This is a genomic window from Streptomyces sp. NPDC051987, from assembly GCF_040680735.1.
Lineage (GTDB): Bacteria > Actinomycetota > Actinomycetes > Streptomycetales > Streptomycetaceae > Streptomyces.
Genome location: NZ_JBFAXI010000001.1, coordinates 56,958 through 72,935, shown reverse-complemented (window position 1 = coordinate 72,935; position 15,978 = coordinate 56,958). Strand labels below are relative to the sequence as shown.

Annotated in this window: 14 protein-coding genes; 5 read left to right on the top strand and 9 right to left on the bottom strand. The window is 73.4% G+C overall.

Annotated features, from left to right (window positions below; genetic code table 11):
• Window positions 1-116 precede the first annotated feature (116 nt).
• On the bottom strand, window positions 117-1,121 hold the full coding sequence (locus tag AB0M11_RS00290) for a Gfo/Idh/MocA family oxidoreductase (RefSeq protein WP_365699669.1): 1,005 nt from the start codon (window positions 1,119-1,121) through the stop codon (window positions 117-119).
• A 126-nt stretch (window positions 1,122-1,247) separates the two neighbouring features.
• A complete protein-coding gene (locus tag AB0M11_RS00285) occupies window positions 1,248-2,414 on the bottom strand; it encodes a phytanoyl-CoA dioxygenase family protein (protein WP_365699667.1) in 1,167 nt (388 codons plus the stop codon).
• Between the two features lie 122 nt (window positions 2,415-2,536).
• Here AB0M11_RS00285 and AB0M11_RS00280 point away from each other — a divergent pair, with 122 nt between their 5' ends.
• Window positions 2,537-3,568, top strand: a complete 1,032-nt coding sequence (locus AB0M11_RS00280) for a LacI family DNA-binding transcriptional regulator (protein WP_365699665.1) — start codon at window positions 2,537-2,539, stop codon at window positions 3,566-3,568.
• A gap of 54 nt (window positions 3,569-3,622) precedes the next feature.
• Here the strand turns inward: AB0M11_RS00280 and AB0M11_RS00275 are convergent, their stop codons facing one another.
• Window positions 3,623-3,970, bottom strand: a complete 348-nt coding sequence (locus tag AB0M11_RS00275) for a cupin domain-containing protein (protein ID WP_365699663.1) — start codon at window positions 3,968-3,970, stop codon at window positions 3,623-3,625.
• A 129-nt stretch (window positions 3,971-4,099) separates the two neighbouring features.
• Here AB0M11_RS00275 and AB0M11_RS00270 point away from each other — a divergent pair, with 129 nt between their 5' ends.
• Both AB0M11_RS00270 and AB0M11_RS00265 read left to right on the top strand, forming a co-directional pair.
• Complete coding sequence (locus AB0M11_RS00270) at window positions 4,100-4,612, top strand: hypothetical protein (RefSeq protein WP_365699661.1); 513 nt, start codon at window positions 4,100-4,102, stop codon at window positions 4,610-4,612.
• A gap of 210 nt (window positions 4,613-4,822) precedes the next feature.
• Complete coding sequence (locus AB0M11_RS00265) at window positions 4,823-7,006, top strand: tetratricopeptide repeat protein (protein ID WP_365699659.1); 2,184 nt, start codon at window positions 4,823-4,825, stop codon at window positions 7,004-7,006.
• Window positions 7,007-7,061: 55 nt separating this feature from the next.
• Here AB0M11_RS00265 and AB0M11_RS00260 read toward each other — a convergent pair whose 3' ends face one another.
• From AB0M11_RS00260 to AB0M11_RS00240, 5 genes are all read right to left on the bottom strand, one after another.
• The gene (locus AB0M11_RS00260; RefSeq protein ID WP_365699657.1) at window positions 7,062-8,045 is read right to left on the bottom strand and encodes a 2-oxoglutarate and iron-dependent oxygenase domain-containing protein; all 984 of its coding nucleotides are present in this window, start codon (window positions 8,043-8,045) and stop codon (window positions 7,062-7,064) included.
• A 197-nt stretch (window positions 8,046-8,242) separates the two neighbouring features.
• Window positions 8,243-9,166: a homocysteine S-methyltransferase gene (mmuM, locus tag AB0M11_RS00255; protein WP_365699655.1), complete on the bottom strand. Its 924-nt coding sequence runs from the start codon at window positions 9,164-9,166 to the stop codon at window positions 8,243-8,245.
• Entirely contained in the window at window positions 9,163-9,912 is a 750-nt protein-coding gene (locus AB0M11_RS00250; protein WP_365699946.1) for an amino acid ABC transporter ATP-binding protein, read from the bottom strand. Before AB0M11_RS00250 ends, mmuM begins: the two co-directional genes overlap by 4 nt.
• The gene (locus AB0M11_RS00245) at window positions 9,912-10,742 is read right to left on the bottom strand and encodes an amino acid ABC transporter permease (RefSeq protein WP_365699653.1); all 831 of its coding nucleotides are present in this window, start codon (window positions 10,740-10,742) and stop codon (window positions 9,912-9,914) included. The genes AB0M11_RS00250 and AB0M11_RS00245 overlap by 1 nt, the downstream gene beginning before the upstream one ends.
• Entirely contained in the window at window positions 10,739-11,647 is a 909-nt protein-coding gene (locus AB0M11_RS00240; RefSeq protein ID WP_365699651.1) for an ABC transporter substrate-binding protein, read from the bottom strand. The genes AB0M11_RS00245 and AB0M11_RS00240 overlap by 4 nt, the downstream gene beginning before the upstream one ends.
• A gap of 170 nt (window positions 11,648-11,817) precedes the next feature.
• On the opposite strand from AB0M11_RS00240, the gene AB0M11_RS00235 reads away from it, so the two are divergent.
• Window positions 11,818-12,588 (top strand): IclR family transcriptional regulator, encoded by a 771-nt coding sequence (locus tag AB0M11_RS00235; RefSeq protein ID WP_365699649.1) that lies wholly within the window; start codon window positions 11,818-11,820, stop codon window positions 12,586-12,588.
• Between the two features lie 190 nt (window positions 12,589-12,778).
• On the opposite strand, the gene AB0M11_RS00230 is transcribed toward AB0M11_RS00235, so the two are convergent.
• Entirely contained in the window at window positions 12,779-13,528 is a 750-nt protein-coding gene (locus AB0M11_RS00230) for an IclR family transcriptional regulator C-terminal domain-containing protein (protein ID WP_365699647.1), read from the bottom strand.
• A gap of 916 nt (window positions 13,529-14,444) precedes the next feature.
• Between AB0M11_RS00230 and AB0M11_RS00225 the strand changes: the two genes are divergently transcribed.
• Entirely contained in the window at window positions 14,445-15,923 is a 1,479-nt protein-coding gene (locus AB0M11_RS00225) for a sugar transferase (protein ID WP_365699645.1), read from the top strand.
• The last annotated feature ends 55 nt before the right edge of the window (window positions 15,924-15,978 follow it).

Below are 15,978 nucleotides of genomic sequence, written 5' to 3'. Positions count from 1 at the left end.
CGGGAGGCGGGGAGCGGGCCGCGGGCCGTCCGACCGACCGGAGGACATGCCGACGGGGCGGGTCCCCGGGGCCGCGTGTTCGGCTCCCGTGACCCGCCCCGCCGGTGTACGCGGTGTCAGGCCGCGCGTACCTCCGCGATGGTCACCGGACGGTGCTCGTGCAGGGACAGGGTGCAGGCATCGGCGATCCAGCCGGCCTCCAGGGCGTCCTCGATCGTGCAGGGGGAGGGCCGGGTACCGGCCACGACCTCGGTGAACGCGGCGAGTTCGGCGCGGTAGGCGGCCGTGAAGCGGTCCATGAAGAAGTCGTGCGGGGTGCCCGCGGGGAAGGTCACGCCGGGCTCGACCGAGCGCAGCGGAAGCTTGTCCTCCAGGCCGACGGCGATGGAGTCCGCGAAGCCGTGCAGCTCCATCCGGACGTCGTACCCCCGGGCGTTGTGCCGGGAGTTGGAGACCACCGCGATGGTGCCGTCGTCCAGGGTGAGGATCGCGCCGGTGGTGTCGGCGTCGCCGGCCTCCCGGATGTAGTCGGCGCCCCGGTTGCCGCCGACCGCGTACACCTCGGTGACCTCACGGCCGGTCACCCAGCGGATGATGTCGAAGTCGTGCACGGAGCAGTCCCGGAAGATCCCGCCGGACGCGGCGATGTAAGCGGCCGGCGGCGGCGCCGGGTCCAGGGTGGTGGAGCGCACCGTGTGCAGCTTGCCCAGCTCGCCCGAGCGCACAGCGGCCCTGGCGGCGACGAAGCCCGCGTCGAAGCGGCGGTTGTAGCCGATCTGGATCGGTACGCCACTGCCCTGGACGGCCTTGAGGACCTCGACGCCCTCGGCCATCGTCCTGGCGACCGGCTTCTCGCAGAAGACCGGCACACCGGCCTCGACACCGGCCCGGATCAGCGCGGGGTGGGCGTCGGTGGCGGCGGCCACCACGATGCCGTCCACCCCGGCGGCGAGCAGCGCCTCGGGCGAGTCCACGACCTCGGCGCCGAACTTCTCCGCGGCGGCCTTGGCCGCGTCCGCGAACGGGTCGGTGAGGACGAGCGACTCGACGGCGTCGAGCCCGGAGAGGGTCTCGGCGTGAAAAGCGCCGATACGGCCGAGGCCGAGGATTCCGATACGCATGTGCTGGTGACTCCTTGTCTGGGACCCGCCCGCGGGGGCGCGGGGCGGTATCTGGATGCGGCTGCCGCCGCACGGGCGTGACCGGTCACGACGGGCCGCGGACGACCGGCCCACGGCCCGTCGGCGTCAGCTCTCCCGTCGTGCCGCGGCGTGCCGCAGCCGCTCCCGCAGCACCCTCGGCACCCAGTCCTCCCGCAGCGCCCGCCGCACGAGGTCCGCCTGGGAGGGCGGTGCCATGCCGTCGACCGGCGGATCGCTGTCGAGGTTGGTGGGGAACGGGTAACCCTCGGCGCTCGCGGCGATGACGTGCTCCAGCCACGCCTCGCCCGCCCCCTCCGACCGGCGCCGGCGCAGCACCGGGTAGACCGCGTTGGTCACCGCCTCCCGGTCCACGGTCTCCATGGCCCGCCCGAACGCCGAGGACACCTGGAGCAGGTTGGCCATCCGGCGCACGTCGAGGGTCCGGTTGGTGCCCGCCGCGTGGAACACCGCCGGGTTGAAGAACACCGCGTCGCCCTTGCCGAGGGGCAGCTGCACGTGGCGGGCCCTGAAGTACTCCTGGAACTCAGGCCGCCGCCAGGCCAGGTAGCCGGGCTCGTAGGTCTGCGAGTAGGGCAGGTACATCGTGGGCCCCGACTCCACCGGCATGTCGCAGTGCGCGACCGCGCCCTGGAGGGTCAGCACGGGGGAGAGCCGGTGCACGTGGGCCGGATAGGCCGCGGCCTGCTCGTCGGAGAGGAAACCGAGGTGGTAGTCGCGGTGCGCGGTCTGCGCCGCGCCGCCCGGGTTGACCACGTTGATCTGCGAGGTGATCTGGTAGCCGGGACCCAGCCAGGCCCGCGAGACCAGGGCCACGATGTCGTTGGCGTAGTAGTCGGCGAACACCTCCGGGTCGTACAGGGCCGCCTTCTCCAGGGCGTTCCACACCCGCTCGTTGGTCCCGGGCGCCGCGAAGTGGTCACCGGCCCCCGCGCCGGACTCGTGCTGCTCCGAGATGAGCGCCTCGAACACCGCGGTCGCCCGGTCGACCACCTCCGGGTCGGGGAACGCGCCCTTGAAGACGACGACGCCGGGACCGTCGGTCAGGGCCCGGACGAGTTCGGTCCGCACGCCGTGGGCCGCGCCGGCGGTGCGCAGCCGCTCACTGTCGTAGACGAGGACGTTGTCCTCGACGGCGGCGGCGTACGGGTAGCCGGCCGGGTCCGTGGTCCGCTCGACCAGGGCACGGAAGGTGTCGAGGTCGCAGTCCTGCGGCGAGAGCCAGGCGCGGCCCTGTTCGGCGGCGAGGGACATCGATGTCCTGCTTTCGGTCACGGCCGCGGTCACGGCCACGGCGGGGCTCTGCCATTCTTGTCAGCACAAACCCGTCGAACAACCAGCAGCACCCCGTCAAAAACCCCTCAAGGAGGCAGGCCGTGGGGCACCCCTTCCCCATCCGTGAGATCGCCCGTCAGGCAGGGCTCAGCGAGGCCACCGTGGACCGGGTGCTGAACGGCAGGGGCGGCGTCCGGGAGAGCACCGCCCGTGAGGTGGAGCGGGCCATCGCCGATCTGGACCGGCAGCGCACCCAGGTCCGGCTCGTGGGCCGCACCTTCATGGTCGACATCGTGATGCAGGCGCCCGAGCGGTTCACCACGGCGGTGCGCGGCGCGCTGGAGGCCGAGCTGCCGGCACTGCACCCGGCGGTGGTGCGCTCCCGGTTCCATTTCCGGGAGACCGGGCCGGTGGAGGAACTGGTGCGGACGCTGGACCGGATAGCCCGCCGCGGCTCGCAGGGCGTGATCCTCAAGGCGCCGGACGTCCCCGAGATCACCGCCGCCGTCGGGCGCCTGAGATCGGCGGAGATCCCGGTCGTCACCCTCGTCACCGACCTGCCCGCCAGCGGCCGGCTGGCCTACGTCGGCAGCGACAACCGGGCCGCCGGCGCCACCGCCGCCTACCTGATGGGCCAGTGGCTCGGCGACCGGCCCGGCAATGTCCTCACGAGCCTGAGCAGCGGCTTCTTCCGCAACGAGGAGGAGCGCGAGATGGGCTTCCGCAGCGCCATGCGGGCCCGGCATCCCGACCGCACCCTGGTGGAGATCGCCGAGGGGCAGGGGCTGGACGCCACCCAGTACGAGCTGGTCCGCGCCGCCCTGGAGCGCGACCCGGAGATCCGCGCCGTCTACTCCATCGGCGGCGGCAACATCGCCACCCTGCGCGCCTTCGCCGACCTGGACCGCGAGTGCGCCGTGTTCATCGCCCACGACCTCGACCACGACAACACCCGGCTGCTGCGCGAGCACCGGCTGTCCGCCGTCCTCCACCACGATCTGCGCCAGGACATGCGCGAGGCCTGCCACCTGGTGATGCGGGCCCAGGGCGCGCTGCCCCCGGCGGGCCCCACCCTGCCGTCGGCGATCCAGGTGGTCACGCCCTACAACATGCCCGCGCCCACGAACCACTGACCGCGCCCACGCGCCGCGCCCGCTCGCCGTGCCCACGCGCCGCTGGGCGCTCGCTCACAGACTGATCGCGTATGCCTTGCGCAGCGTCTCGTGCACCGTCCAGGTCGTACGGTCGCCCGCGCGCAGTACGGCCATGTCCCCCGGGCCCACGGTGAACGTCGGACCGCCCTCGACCTCGATCGTCGCCGAGCCGCTGACCACCACGAACAGCTCGTCCGCCTCGGTGTCGGTGACCACGCCCGGGGTGATCTGCCAGATGCCGCGGAGCTGCTTGCCGTCGGCCGACTCCCAGACCACCTTCCCGGTGACCTCGGGCGTGCCGGAGACGATCCGTGCCGGGTCGAGCGGGTCGGGTTCGAGGGCGGCGTCCGGGATGTGCAGGGCGAAGCTGTGCGTCGTCATAGGGCGACCCTAGCCAGCCCGCCGATGCCCCGGCGGTGGACAGGATGTGCGGCATCCGGCCTGGTGGGAGGACACTTCGTCGGGCGTGTCCGGTGGCGGCCGGGCTCGGACCGGGTGATCGTGGAGGACATGGCTGACTCCACGGCGGCCACCCGGGAGCCGCGCGCGCACGACACCCGCGAGGCCGTCCTGTTCGGCGGGGTCTACGGCGCCGTGCTGGCCTGCTCGATGGTGGCCGCGCTCACCCAGTACGGCCACACCTCGGCGGCCAGCCGCCGCTACGACGCCCTCTGGCTCCTGGTCACCGCCTTCGCCTCGGCCCTGGCGCACGGCTACGCCCACTACATCGCCGAGCGGTCGCCGCACCGGCGGTGGGACGCGCTGCACACCCTGGCCGACGAGTGGCCGCTGGTCGCGGCCGTCCTCCCGACGGTCTTCCTGCTCGCGGGCTCCGGCTGGGGCTGGTGGCCGCCCAAGGGCGTCGAACACCCCGCCTTCGTTCTCAACATCGTGATCCTGTTCGGCCTCGGCCTGTTCACCGCCCGCTGGTCGGCCCGGCGCTGGCCGGCCGCCCTGGTGACCGGGATGGTGGACGCGCTGCTCGGGGTGATCGTGGTGGTGGCCAACGCGCTCATCAAGTAGCCGAGACGAGCGGACGCGAGGGACGCCCGAGGTGTGTGACCGCGGTCGAACGGCAGACGGTCCGCGGACGCCGTCCACAGCCTGCGGGTCGCCGGACGGTCCCCGGCCGCGCGAGCCGGGCTCGGTCGGGTCGGCCCGGAGGTGCCCACCAGCTCTTTCGCCGGGTCGGCCGAGGCCTGCTCGGCTACCATGCGCGATGTGAATCCACGGGTGGCGCGGCGACTTTGGGCAGTGGCGGGCGCCGCCGGGGCGTTCGCGGCGGTCGCCGCCGGCTGGCAGGTGCTCGGTGACGTGGGGCCGGAGCAGTTCGCGTTCGCCGGGGCGTCCGCGCTGATCGGCGGAGCACTCACCTGGTTCCAGGCCGAGGGCGCCGAGCGCCCGTCGCCGCCCTCGCGTCCGGTGCCCCGGGAACTTCCCCGCGACATAGCGGACTTCACCGGCCGCGGGCCGGAACTGGCCGAGTTGGACGCCCTGTTGCGTACGCGAGACCGGTCGACCGGGCCGCTCGTCGCGATCTCGGGCCGGGGCGGACTGGGCAAGACGACGCTCGCGGTACGGGCCGCGCAGCGCGTGGCAGCCGACTTCCCCGACGGTCAGCTCTTCACGAACCTGCGCGGCTACGACACCACGCCCGCCGAACCGGCCGAGGTGCTGGGCAGCTTCCTGCGGTCGCTGGGGACCGACCCGCACGCGATTCCCGACGCCCAGCAGGACCGCGAGCACCTGCTGCGCACGCTGACCGCGGAGCGCCGCCTGCTCATCGTCCTCGACAACGCGGGCGGTCCCGGCCAGGTACGGCCGTTGCTGCCCGGCGGAGCGGACTGCGCGGTGGTCGTCACCAGCCGGGTCCCGCTCAACAGCATCGAGGGGGCGCACCCGGTCGTCCTCGGCCGGCTGCAGCCCGGCGAGGCGGTCGAGCTGCTCGGCCGGGTCGCCGGTGTGGACCTGGTGGCCGACGACCCGCAGGCCGCGGAGCGGCTGGTGGCGCTGTGCGGGCACCTGCCGCTGGCCGTGCGCATCGCGGGGGCGCGCCTCGCCGAGCGCCCGGACCTCGGCCTGGCCGCCCTGGCGGAACGCCTGGCCGACGAGCGTCACCGGCTTGATCACCTGGAGATCGGCGATCTCGATGTCCGTTCCACGTTCATGATCAGCTATCGGGGCCTCCCGGACGAACAGCAGCGGGCGTTCCGGCTGCTCGGCCGCTTTCCCGGACCGGACTTCGCGGCGTGGTCACTCGCCGCGCTCATGGGCGTCACGCCGCGCGAGGCCGAGCGCCACCTGGACGCGCTGGTGGCCGCGCAACTGCTCGATCCGATCCGCCCGGACGGGACCGGAACGCCCCGCTACCGGTTCCACGACCTGCTGCGCGCACTCGCCGGCGAACAGCCCGAACCCGACGCCGACCAGGCGGCCGGCCGGCTGCTGGGCGCGTACCTCGCGCTCGCCGCCGAGGCGGAGGACCGGTTCCAGCCGGGCGAGCTGCGCAAGACCGGTGCCCACCCGCGCCACGAGACGCACGCCGAGTACCGCGAACGGCTGCTGCTCGATCCGGTCGCCTGGTTCATCGCCGAGCGGCACAACATCGTGCCGTGCGTGCGGTTCGCACACGAGCGGCAGCTCTGGGACGCGGCATGGGAACTCGCCCACACGGCTGCCCCCTTCTTCGAGATGCTCGCCGCCTGGGACGACTGGGACACGGCGTTGCACCTGGCTCTGGACGCGGCCCGGCGCTCGGAGAACCGCCGGGCGGAGTCGGTCACGCTCTTCGACTCGGCGGCGCTCCTGCGCTACCTGGGCCGGCCCGACGAGGCACTGGCCGCCTACGAGGAGGCGCTGGCCGGATACGAGGCGTGCGGCGACCGGCACGGCGTGGCGGCCGTCCTGCTGGGGCTGGGCATCGCCCATCGCAATCGCCGCGAGTGGGACGCGGCCGCGCAGCGGCTGACCGGCGCGGCCGAGCAGCTGGCGGCCGCCGGGGACCGACGGCTCGCCGCTCAGGCCCTGCGCAGCCTCGCGGTCGTCCGCTGTGGCCAGGGGCGTCTCGACGAGGCGACGGCGTTGTTCCAGCGGGCGAGGGCCGATTTCCACGCACTCGGGGACCGGCGGGCCGAGGCGTTCGCCTGGCGTGGTCTCGCCCAGGCCGAGCTCGACAACGGCGAGCCGGCCGCGGCGGCGACCGCGTTCGGCAGAAGCCTGGAACTGACCCGGGACCTGCATGACCGCCGGGGCGAGGCGCGCGCACTGCAGGGACTCGGCCGGGTGGAGAGCGCCCTCGGCGCGACCGCCTCGGCGCTGCGCCGGTTCGCGCAGGCCAGGGAGATCGCCGAGGAGACCAACGACCAGGTGCTGGAAGGCGAGTTGAACGACGATGTCGCCTCCGCGCGGCGGCCGTAGCCGCCGGGGCCGGGCCCGTCGAACCGGGTCCGTCCGGGCCGGCGGCGGTCCGGGGTCACGCGACGGTCAGCTCCGGATGGTGCCTGCGCACCACCGCCGGGTGGGCGCGGACCCAGCCCTTGAGCTCGTTCCAGCCGAACTCCGCGAACAGCGGGTTGTCCGGGTCCTGCGTGACACCCCGCGCGTCCGCCGCGCCGGGGAAGGGGAGCGGGGCGATCCGGGCGTCGAGCCGGGGATTGTAGAAGAACGGCGCGGAGAACCGCTCGCGTGATCCCGGCGGCGAGACCACACGGTGGTTGGTCGCCTTCAGGTAGCCGTTCGTCGCGACCTCCAGCAGCTCGCCCAGGTTCACCACGAACGCTCCCGGGAGGTGCGGCACGTCGATGAAACCCTGGCCGTGCGGCGTCTCCACCTGCAGCCCCGGCACCTCGTCGGTGAGCAGCAGGGTCAGGAACCCGTAGTCCTTGTGCACGCCCACCCCCTGGTCGTCCCCCTCGGGGGCCCGCCCCGGGTAGCGGACCAGTTTGAGGTGGGTGCGCGGGTGGCCGGAGAAGGCGTCGTCGTAGAAGTCCGCGGGGCCGCCGACGGCCGCGAGCAGTTCGTGCAGCAGCCGGTGGGCGACCGCGCCGAGCCGGGCCATCCACTCCAGCGAGACCTCCCGCAGCGCGGGCAGGGCCGCGGGCCACTGGTTCGGCCCCTCCAGCCACCAGTAGGGAGGCTCGCCCGGGGCCGGCACGTGGGCGGGCAGCTCGTTGCTGATGTCGAGCTGGTCGCGCCAGTCGCGACGGCCCTGGGTGTGCTCGTTGCCGATCCGCGTGTAGCCGCGGAAGTGGGGCGAGTTGAGGTTGTCGACGGCGTGCCGGTCGGCCTCGGGCAGGGCGAAGAAGGCACGGGCGGTGGCGAGCAGCCGGGCCTGTTCGGCGGCGGTGACGCCGTGCCCGACCAGCTGGAAGAAGCCGACGTCGCGGGCGGCCCGGTGGAGCGCTTCACGGTCGGGGGCGGAGAGGTCGATGACCGGGAGGGAGTCGGGCTGGGACATGGCGGGCGTTCCTTGCGAGGGGTGAGGGTACGAGGGGGAGGCGGGCGGGGAACCGCTGGTTCTCGGCGCACCGGCCCGGGCACGCGGCAGACCCGGCACGTACGGTGGTACGGCGCCTTATCGACGTATCGACGTATCGACGTACCGCCGTGCGGGCGTGTGGGGGCGGGGGTTCGCGCGGGGCGCCGGTGCGTCGCTCAGCGGTCGGCCGTCGAGGGGCGGAGGCGGGCGGCCAGCTCCTCGATCTCGGCGGGGCCGACCCGGCAGCAGCCGCCGACGAGTGCCGCGCCGGCGCCGAGCCAGGTGGGTGCCAGGGCCGCGATCTCGTCCTGGGCGCCCAGCCAGCCGCGGGTGCGGGCGTCCCAGACGCCGCCACCGTTCGGATAGACGACGCCGGGCAGCCCGCGGACCAGGGCCAGTGCGGCGGTCGCGTCGGCGGCGGGGGCGCAGTTCACCCCCGTGGCGACGACGGCGTCGCTGCCGCGGGCCAGGGCGAAGGCCTCGGTCAACGGCTGACCCGCGCTGGTGGTCGTCGCCCCGCGGATGCTGTACGACAGCCAGGCCGGGACGCCCAGGCCGTCCAGGGCGTTCAGCACGGCCTCGGCCTCCCGCAGGTCGGGGATGGTCTCGACGGCGAGGACGTCGGGGGCGGCCTCGGCCAGGGCCTCCAGCCGGGGGCGGTGGAAACGGGTCAGCTCGGCCACGGTGAGGCCGTAGTCGCCGCGGTACTCCGAGCCGTCGGCCAGCATGGCGCCGTACGGGCCCACGGACGCCGCGACCCAGCGCTTCCCGGCGCTCCCGCCTTCGGCGGCCTCGGCGGCTTCGGCTGCCTCGCGGGCCAGGGTCACGCTGCGTCGCAGCAGGGCTGTGGTCTCGCCGCGGGAGATGCCCAGCCGGCCGAAGCCCTCGTAGGTGGCCTGGTAGGAGGCCGTGATGGCGACCTGCGCGCCCGCCGCGAAGTAGGCGCGGTGGACGGCCGCGATCGCGTCGGGGGCGTCGCGCAGCAGCCGGGCGGACCAGAGGGCGCCGCCCAGGTCGTGGCCCTGGGCCGCCAGTTCGTTGGACATGCCGCCGTCCAGGACCAGGGGACCGGCGGCCAGGGCGTCGCGGAAGGTCGTCACAGCACTCTCGTCACGAAGTCGCGGGTACGGGGGTGTTCGGGGGCGGTCAGGACGCGGGCGGGCGGTCCGGACTCCAGGATCCGGCCGTCGTCGAAGAAGACGACCTCGTCGGCGACCTCGCGGGCGAAGCCCAGCTCGTGGGTGACGACGAGCATCGTCATGCCGTCGGCGGCGAGGCCGCGCATGACGTCCAGCACCTCGCCGACCAGCTCGGGGTCGAGGGCGGAGGTCGGCTCGTCGAACAGCATGAGCTTCGGCCGCATGGCCAGGGCGCGGGCGATGGCGACCCGTTGCTGCTGGCCGCCGGAGAGCTGGGCGGGGTAGGCGTCGCGCCGGTCGGCGAGTCCGACCCGGTCGAGGAGCGCCAGCGCCTCGCCGGTGGCCTCGGCACGGGGGCGGCCCGCGCCGAGCGGTCCCTCGGCGACGTTGGCGAGGGCCGTCAGGTGCGGGAAGAGGTGGAAGCGCTGGAAGACCATGCCGATGTCGCGGCGCTGCCGGGCCAGGTCACGGCGGCGCAGCTCGCGCAGCCCGTCCCGGTACGGCTCGTAGCCGATCGGGGCGCCGTCCACCAGGATCCGGCCGGCGTCGGGCCGCTCCAGACGGTTCACGCACCGCAGGAAGGTGGACTTCCCCGACCCGGAGGGCCCGATCACGCACGTGACCGTCCCGCGCGGCACGGACAGGTCGACCCCGCGCAGCACCTCCCGCCCGGCGAAGGACTTGCGGACACCGGTGGCCTCGATCATCATCGGCTGGCGCCCTTCGCGAAGTGCCGTTCCAGGTAGTGCTGGCCGATGTTGAGCAGGGTCGTGACGGCCAGGTACCAGATGCTGGCGACGATCAGCAGCGGGATCGTCTGGTAGGTGCGGGCGTACACGATCTGCACGGAGTACAGCAGTTCCGCGTAGGCCAGCACGCTCACCAGGGATGTCGTCTTGAGCATGGAGATGGTCTCGTTGCCGACCGGCGGGATGATCACGCGCATGGCCTGCGGCAGCACGATCCGGCGCAGTGTCCTGGCCCGGGACAGGCCCAGCGCGTCCGCCGCCTCCAGCTGCCCGGGGTCGACCGAGACGATCCCGGCCCGGATGATCTCGGCGAGATAGGCGGCCTCGTTGAGACCCAGCCCGAGCAGGGCCGCGGCGAAGGTCGTGATGACGGAGTTCGCGGGCACGCCGCCGATCGCCGGGAGGAGGGGTAGGTGCAGCGACAGCGTCGGGTACAGCGCGGATATGAAGCCCCAGAACAGCAGCTGGACCAGGAGCGGGGTGCCCCGGAAGAGCCAGATGTACGCCCAGCTGACGGCCCGCGCGACGGAGTTGTCCGACAGCCGCATGAGCGCCAGCGCGACCCCGAGCACGAGCCCGATCGCCATGGCGGCGGCGGTGAGCTCCAGGGTGGTGAGCAGGCCCGTCATCACCGTCCGGCTGAACAGCCAGACGCCCACCGTGCCCCAGCCGAAGCGCGGGTTGGTGATCAGCGACTGGACCAGGCTCGCGGCCAGCAGCACGACCACGAGGGTCAGCACCCACTGGCCCGGCCTGCGTCGGCGGTGAACCGGCAACTCCTCCGTCATGAGGCCGCGTTGATCTCGAACGTGTCCAGCGCGCCGGACTCCAGGCCCCACTTGGCGAGGATCTGCCGGTAGCCCCCGCTCGCCTTGAGGTCCTGCAGCGCCGACTTGAGCAGCCCGGTCAGCTCGCTGTGCTTCGGCACGGCGATGCCGAAGGGCGCGTTGCCGTAGGACTCCCCGGTGACCTCCAGCTTGCCGCCGGACTGCTTCGCGGCGTAGGCGGCGACCGGGGAGTCGGCCAGGGCGGCGTCGGCGCGGCCGCTGGTGACGGCGAGGTTCACCCCGGTGCCGTCCGGGAAGGTGCTGACCTTGATCGGGGTCTTGCAGGTCTTGGCGCGGGCCGGCAGGTCCACCAGCGCCTGCGTGGACCCCTTCGCCACGGCGACGGTTCGGCCGCACAACGACTCGCCCCCGGGCTTGAGCGCCTTGGGGTTCCCGGCCGGGACCAGCAGCGAGGTGCCCGCGTCGAAGTAGGTGACGAAGTCGACGACCTTCTCCCGCTCGGCGGTGTCCGTGAAGGACGAGACGCCGAGCTGGTACTTGCCCGACTGCAGGCCCGGCAGGATCGAGTCGAAGGGCACGTTCACGATCTTCACCTTGACGCCGAGGACGGTGCCGAGGGCCTTGTCCAGGTCGGCCTCGGCGCCGACGACCGTCTTGTTGTCGGATGCGAAGAAGTCCATCGGGGGGTAGCTGACGTCGCTGGCGACGGTGATCCCGCTCGCCCGCACCGCGGCCGGGACCTTGGCGGCGAGCGCGGCGTTCTCGGCGATCGCCGGGGCGGCGGCGGAGGAGGAGGCCGCGGACGACGTCCCGGACGTGGTCCCGGCCGGCTCGGCGGGGTCGGCGCAGCCCGCCAGGAGCAGCGTCGCGGAACCGAGCAGTACTAGCGGGCGCAGAGCGGACAAGGCGAACTCCTGTTGAGCCTGACAAGCGAGGGATGCCTGGAGACTATCTCCGGATGCGAAATAGACAAGTCCAGTTGCTCATCGTGCACGCACCTTGCAATGAACCTGCAATACGCGCGCAATGATGGCCGTCGGGCGCCACGGCGGCCCGGCGCTATGCTCGGCCCGCGATGACCATCGACAGCAGCCTCAAACGCGGCCTGGCCGTCCTGCGACTCTTCGCCCAGCACCCGCCGCAGGACCCGCGCGGCCACACCGCCGCCGAGGTCGCCGCGCTGCTGGGCCGTGAACGGAGCCAGGTCTCCCGCATCCTGCGGAGCCTGGAGACGGCCCGTTTCCTGCGCCGGGACCCCGTGTCACTGCGCTACTCCGTCGCCTGGGAGCTGTACGCGCGCGCCCAGCAGATCACCGAGGCGCGCCTGCGCCGGGACGGCCGCACCGCGCTGGAGGGCGTCGCCTCCGACACGGGGGAGTGCGCCTATCTGGGAGTCCTGCGCGGCGCCAGCTCGGTGACGATCCTGGAGTCGATGCCGCCGGCGCTGTCCTCGTTCGTCTCCTGGGTGGGCCGCGCCTATCCCGCCTACTGCAGCGACGCCGGACAGGCCCTGCTGTTCGACGCCGACGACACCGAGGTCGCCGCCGTCCTCGCCCGTACCGCCTTCGTCCGGCACGGCCCCAACACCCCAGCCGACCTGGACGACTTCCTGGCCCGGCTGCACGCGGCCCGCGAGCGGGGCTACTCGGTCGTCGACCAGGAGGCCGAACCCGGCCTGTACTCGCTCGCCGCTCCGGTCAGGGACTTCCGCGGGGAGATCGTCGCCGCCGTGCAGGTCGTCGGCCCGCGCCGCCGACTGGAGCCGGCGACCGCGGCCTGCGCGGACTCAGTGCTGCGCTGGAGCGCCTGGCTGACCGCCGCCCTGCGCTCGGCGGCCCAGGCCTGAGCGCCCGGCCCGGCCCGGATCGGGCCCAGTTCGGCTCCAACTCAGGCCTGGATCGGGCCCAGTTCGGGTTCGTCTCGGGTCCGGTTCGGATGCGGGTTCTGCCCTGGACCGGTTCCGGTTCGGCTCGGGTCCGGTCCTGGCCCGGTTCGGGTTCAGGCCTGGCCCCGTTCGGGTCCGTCTCCGGCCCGGCTCAGCGCGGAAGTGCGGCCAGGCGGGTCGCCGCGGCACGGATCGCGGCGACGATCTCGTCCCGGTCGTCCCTGGCCGCGGCGTGCGGCACCACCGCGCTGACCGCCGCCACCACGTCCCCCCGTGCGTCCCGCACCGGCGCGGCCACCTCCAGCACGTCCTCGTCGTACTCGCTCTCGCAGACCGCCACCCCGCGCCCCGCGTCCGCGGCGACCCGCGCCAGCAGGTCGTCCAGGGTCCGCGGCGCGTAGGGGCCGCCCGCGCCGATGAAGTCCTCGCCGCCGAGGAGGCCGGCGACCTCCTGGCGCGCGTGGTCGAAGAGCAGCGCGCGCCCCGCCCCGGTGCACCAGACCGGCGTCAGCCGCCCCGCCCGCGCCCAGGAGAACTCGGCCCAGGCCGCCAGCTCGGCCCGTACCGAGAGCACCATCGCCCCGCAGAGCACGTCCACGTACGCGCACGCCCCGAACCGGACCACCAACTCCCGCAGCAGCGCCCGGCTCTGCACGCCCCACGGGCCGGCTTCGGCCGCGACGGCCAGCAGATCCGGCCCGGCCCGGAACTCGTGGCCGTCCCGGGCGAGCGTCCCGGTGCCGACCAGATCACGCAGCAGCCGCGACGCCTGCCCCTTGTCCAGCCCGCTCTCCTCCGCCAGCCGGACCACCCCGGGGCCTCCGCGGCTGTCGAGCTCGCCGCGGACCACCCGCTCCACCAACCCGAGCCCTCTGGGCAGAGCGCCCGTCGCCACGTCCATGCGCGGGATGCTACCTCCGGCGATGACCGGGCGTCCCGGAGCGCGCGCCGGACCGCTCGGCCGCCGTCGTTCTCCGGCCTGCCCGGCCCGGACCGCGCCGGGAGGATCCCGCGGACATCCCGGCGAAGGAGAGGGGCGCTGTCGCCGCCGCCTGCCCGCACCCCGCGCCGTGGCACCCACACTCGCGTCGGCGTCGGTGACGGCGGTCGGCCCGGACGGGGCGTTCTCGGGTTTGCTCGCGCGAGCGGCGCCGTGGGGATCCGCCGCCCTGTGCCAGGGAACCCTCCGGCCCGCGGTCGCCGCCACGTGTCCGATGGAAGAAAACCGCCGAACATGCCGTGATTGCAGCCTGATTGATGCTGCTGCGAGGCGTCTGACGCGAGCCTGCGACCGTAGCCCTCAGTGCTCGCGTCATTACAGGTCACACGGGGTGTCCCGGGTCGCCGGGGCCCCCACCGGCAACCGTCTGCCCGTTGACCCGTCTTCAAATCAAGACCACGAATTCCACACAACCCTCTCTTCAGGCGGCTCTCGATGGTCTAGATTGACCGTGCTTCGCACATGCTGGGACACGAGGCGACAAATGATGATCTATTGGTCGCTCGATACGGACGACCGATAGCCACGTCTTTGGCGTCGGACGTGGGGGTGATCAACTCCTGGGGGCGGGAGGGGCTTCGGGGTGCGGGGAGCACCCGAGGTCCCGACGGATTCCTGGGACACCTGGAGAGCCAGGCAGGGCGTGCGGATCCGCCGCGGCACGGCGGGTTCGCCCAAGTGGCGCTGAAACAGCCGGGATGTCTTCCGCGGGGGCGGGAGCACCGCGGAGGAACAGGGCGCGGGGAGCCGGGGGGCCTCCCGGGCGAGGAACCGTGTCAGTGCACCATGTCGAACCACTGGGGACCGGGGGGTTTCTGTGCGGCAGGGGGGACTAGTCAACCCTTTTCCGCCGGCGCGCGGGCGCCTGGCGGACAAGGCGAGCAGCAGTCCGGCGATCGAGTGGGAGCAGCGGTACCGACGTACCGTGATCATCAGCGACACCGTGGCCACCGCCTTGGTGGTGACGGGGATCGGAGAGTTCTTCGGCGCCCGGGACGCGGCCAACTGGCACGAGAAATGGGGGATTCTCGCGTTCGGCACCGAGCTGCTGGTGCTGTCGGCGCTGGCGGTGGGCCGGTCGTGGGCTCCGGCCGTGCTCGGCCAGGGGGCCGAGGAGTTCCGCCGGCTCGGACGCTCGCTGTTCGCGGCGACCGTCGTCCTCGCACTCGGCGGAATCGCCCTCACCTCGCGCAACATCAAGCTCTGGATCTTCGTGGCGATCCCCGCGATCGGGCTCGTCACCATGTCCGCGCGGTACCTGCTCCGCCTCTCGCTGCACAGACGCCGAAAGGAAGGGCGGTGTCTGAGACCGGTGCTCGCCGCCGGGAGCCCGGCCACCGTGGCCGACCTGATCACGCGGACCCGCAAGTTCCCGCACATCGGCTGGCGGGTGACGGCGGTGTGCACGACCGACGGTCGCGGGCTCGACGGTGACGAGCTGCACGGAGTGCCGGTCGTCGGCCGGCTGACGGACGTCGCCAAGCACGTCCGCCACGACGGTTACCGGGTCGTCGCGGTCACCCCGGACCCGCACTGGACGCCGGACCGGCTCCAGCGGCTGGCCTGGAACCTGGAGGGCAGCGACGCCGAGATGGTGGTGGCCCCGGTGCTGATGGAGGTGGCCGGCCCACGGCTGCACGTCGACGCGGTGCTCGGGATCCCGCTGCTCCGGGTCAGCCTGCCGACCTTCACCGGAGGCCGCCGGGCGATCAAGGCGGTCGTCGACCGGGTGGGCGCGGCGGTCCTGCTGCTGCTGTTCGCCCCGCTGATGGTGGTGGTCGCGCTGCTCGTGGTGGTGGACAGCCGGGGCGGCGCCTTCTACCGGCAGCGCAGGGTCGGCAAGGACGGCCGGGAGTTCACGATGCTCAAGTTCCGCACCATGGTCGTCGGCGCCCACCGGGCCCGTGCCGAGCTCGCCGACCGCGACGAGGGTGCCGGACTGCTGTTCAAGGTCCGCCGGGATCCGCGGGTGACCCGGGTGGGAACGGTGCTGCGCCGGTACTCGGTCGACGAGCTCCCGCAGCTCCTCAACGTGCTCACCGGAGCGATGTCACTCGTCGGCCCGCGGCCTCCGCTGCCGGAGGAGTGCGCCGCGTACGACCCGGACATCCGGCGGCGGCTGCTGGTCAAGCCCGGTCTCACCGGCCTGTGGCAGATCAGCGGACGCAGCGACCTGCCGTGGGAGGAGGCGGTCCGCCTCGACCTTCGGTACGTGGAGGACTGGTCGCTCGCCCTCGACACGGTGATCTTGTGGAAGACGATGCGCGCGGTGCTCCACGGGCAGGGGGCCTACTGATGCGCGGGGGGCGTCGGCGGGCCGACGCGCGGAGCGCAGGCCACAAGGGCCTGCC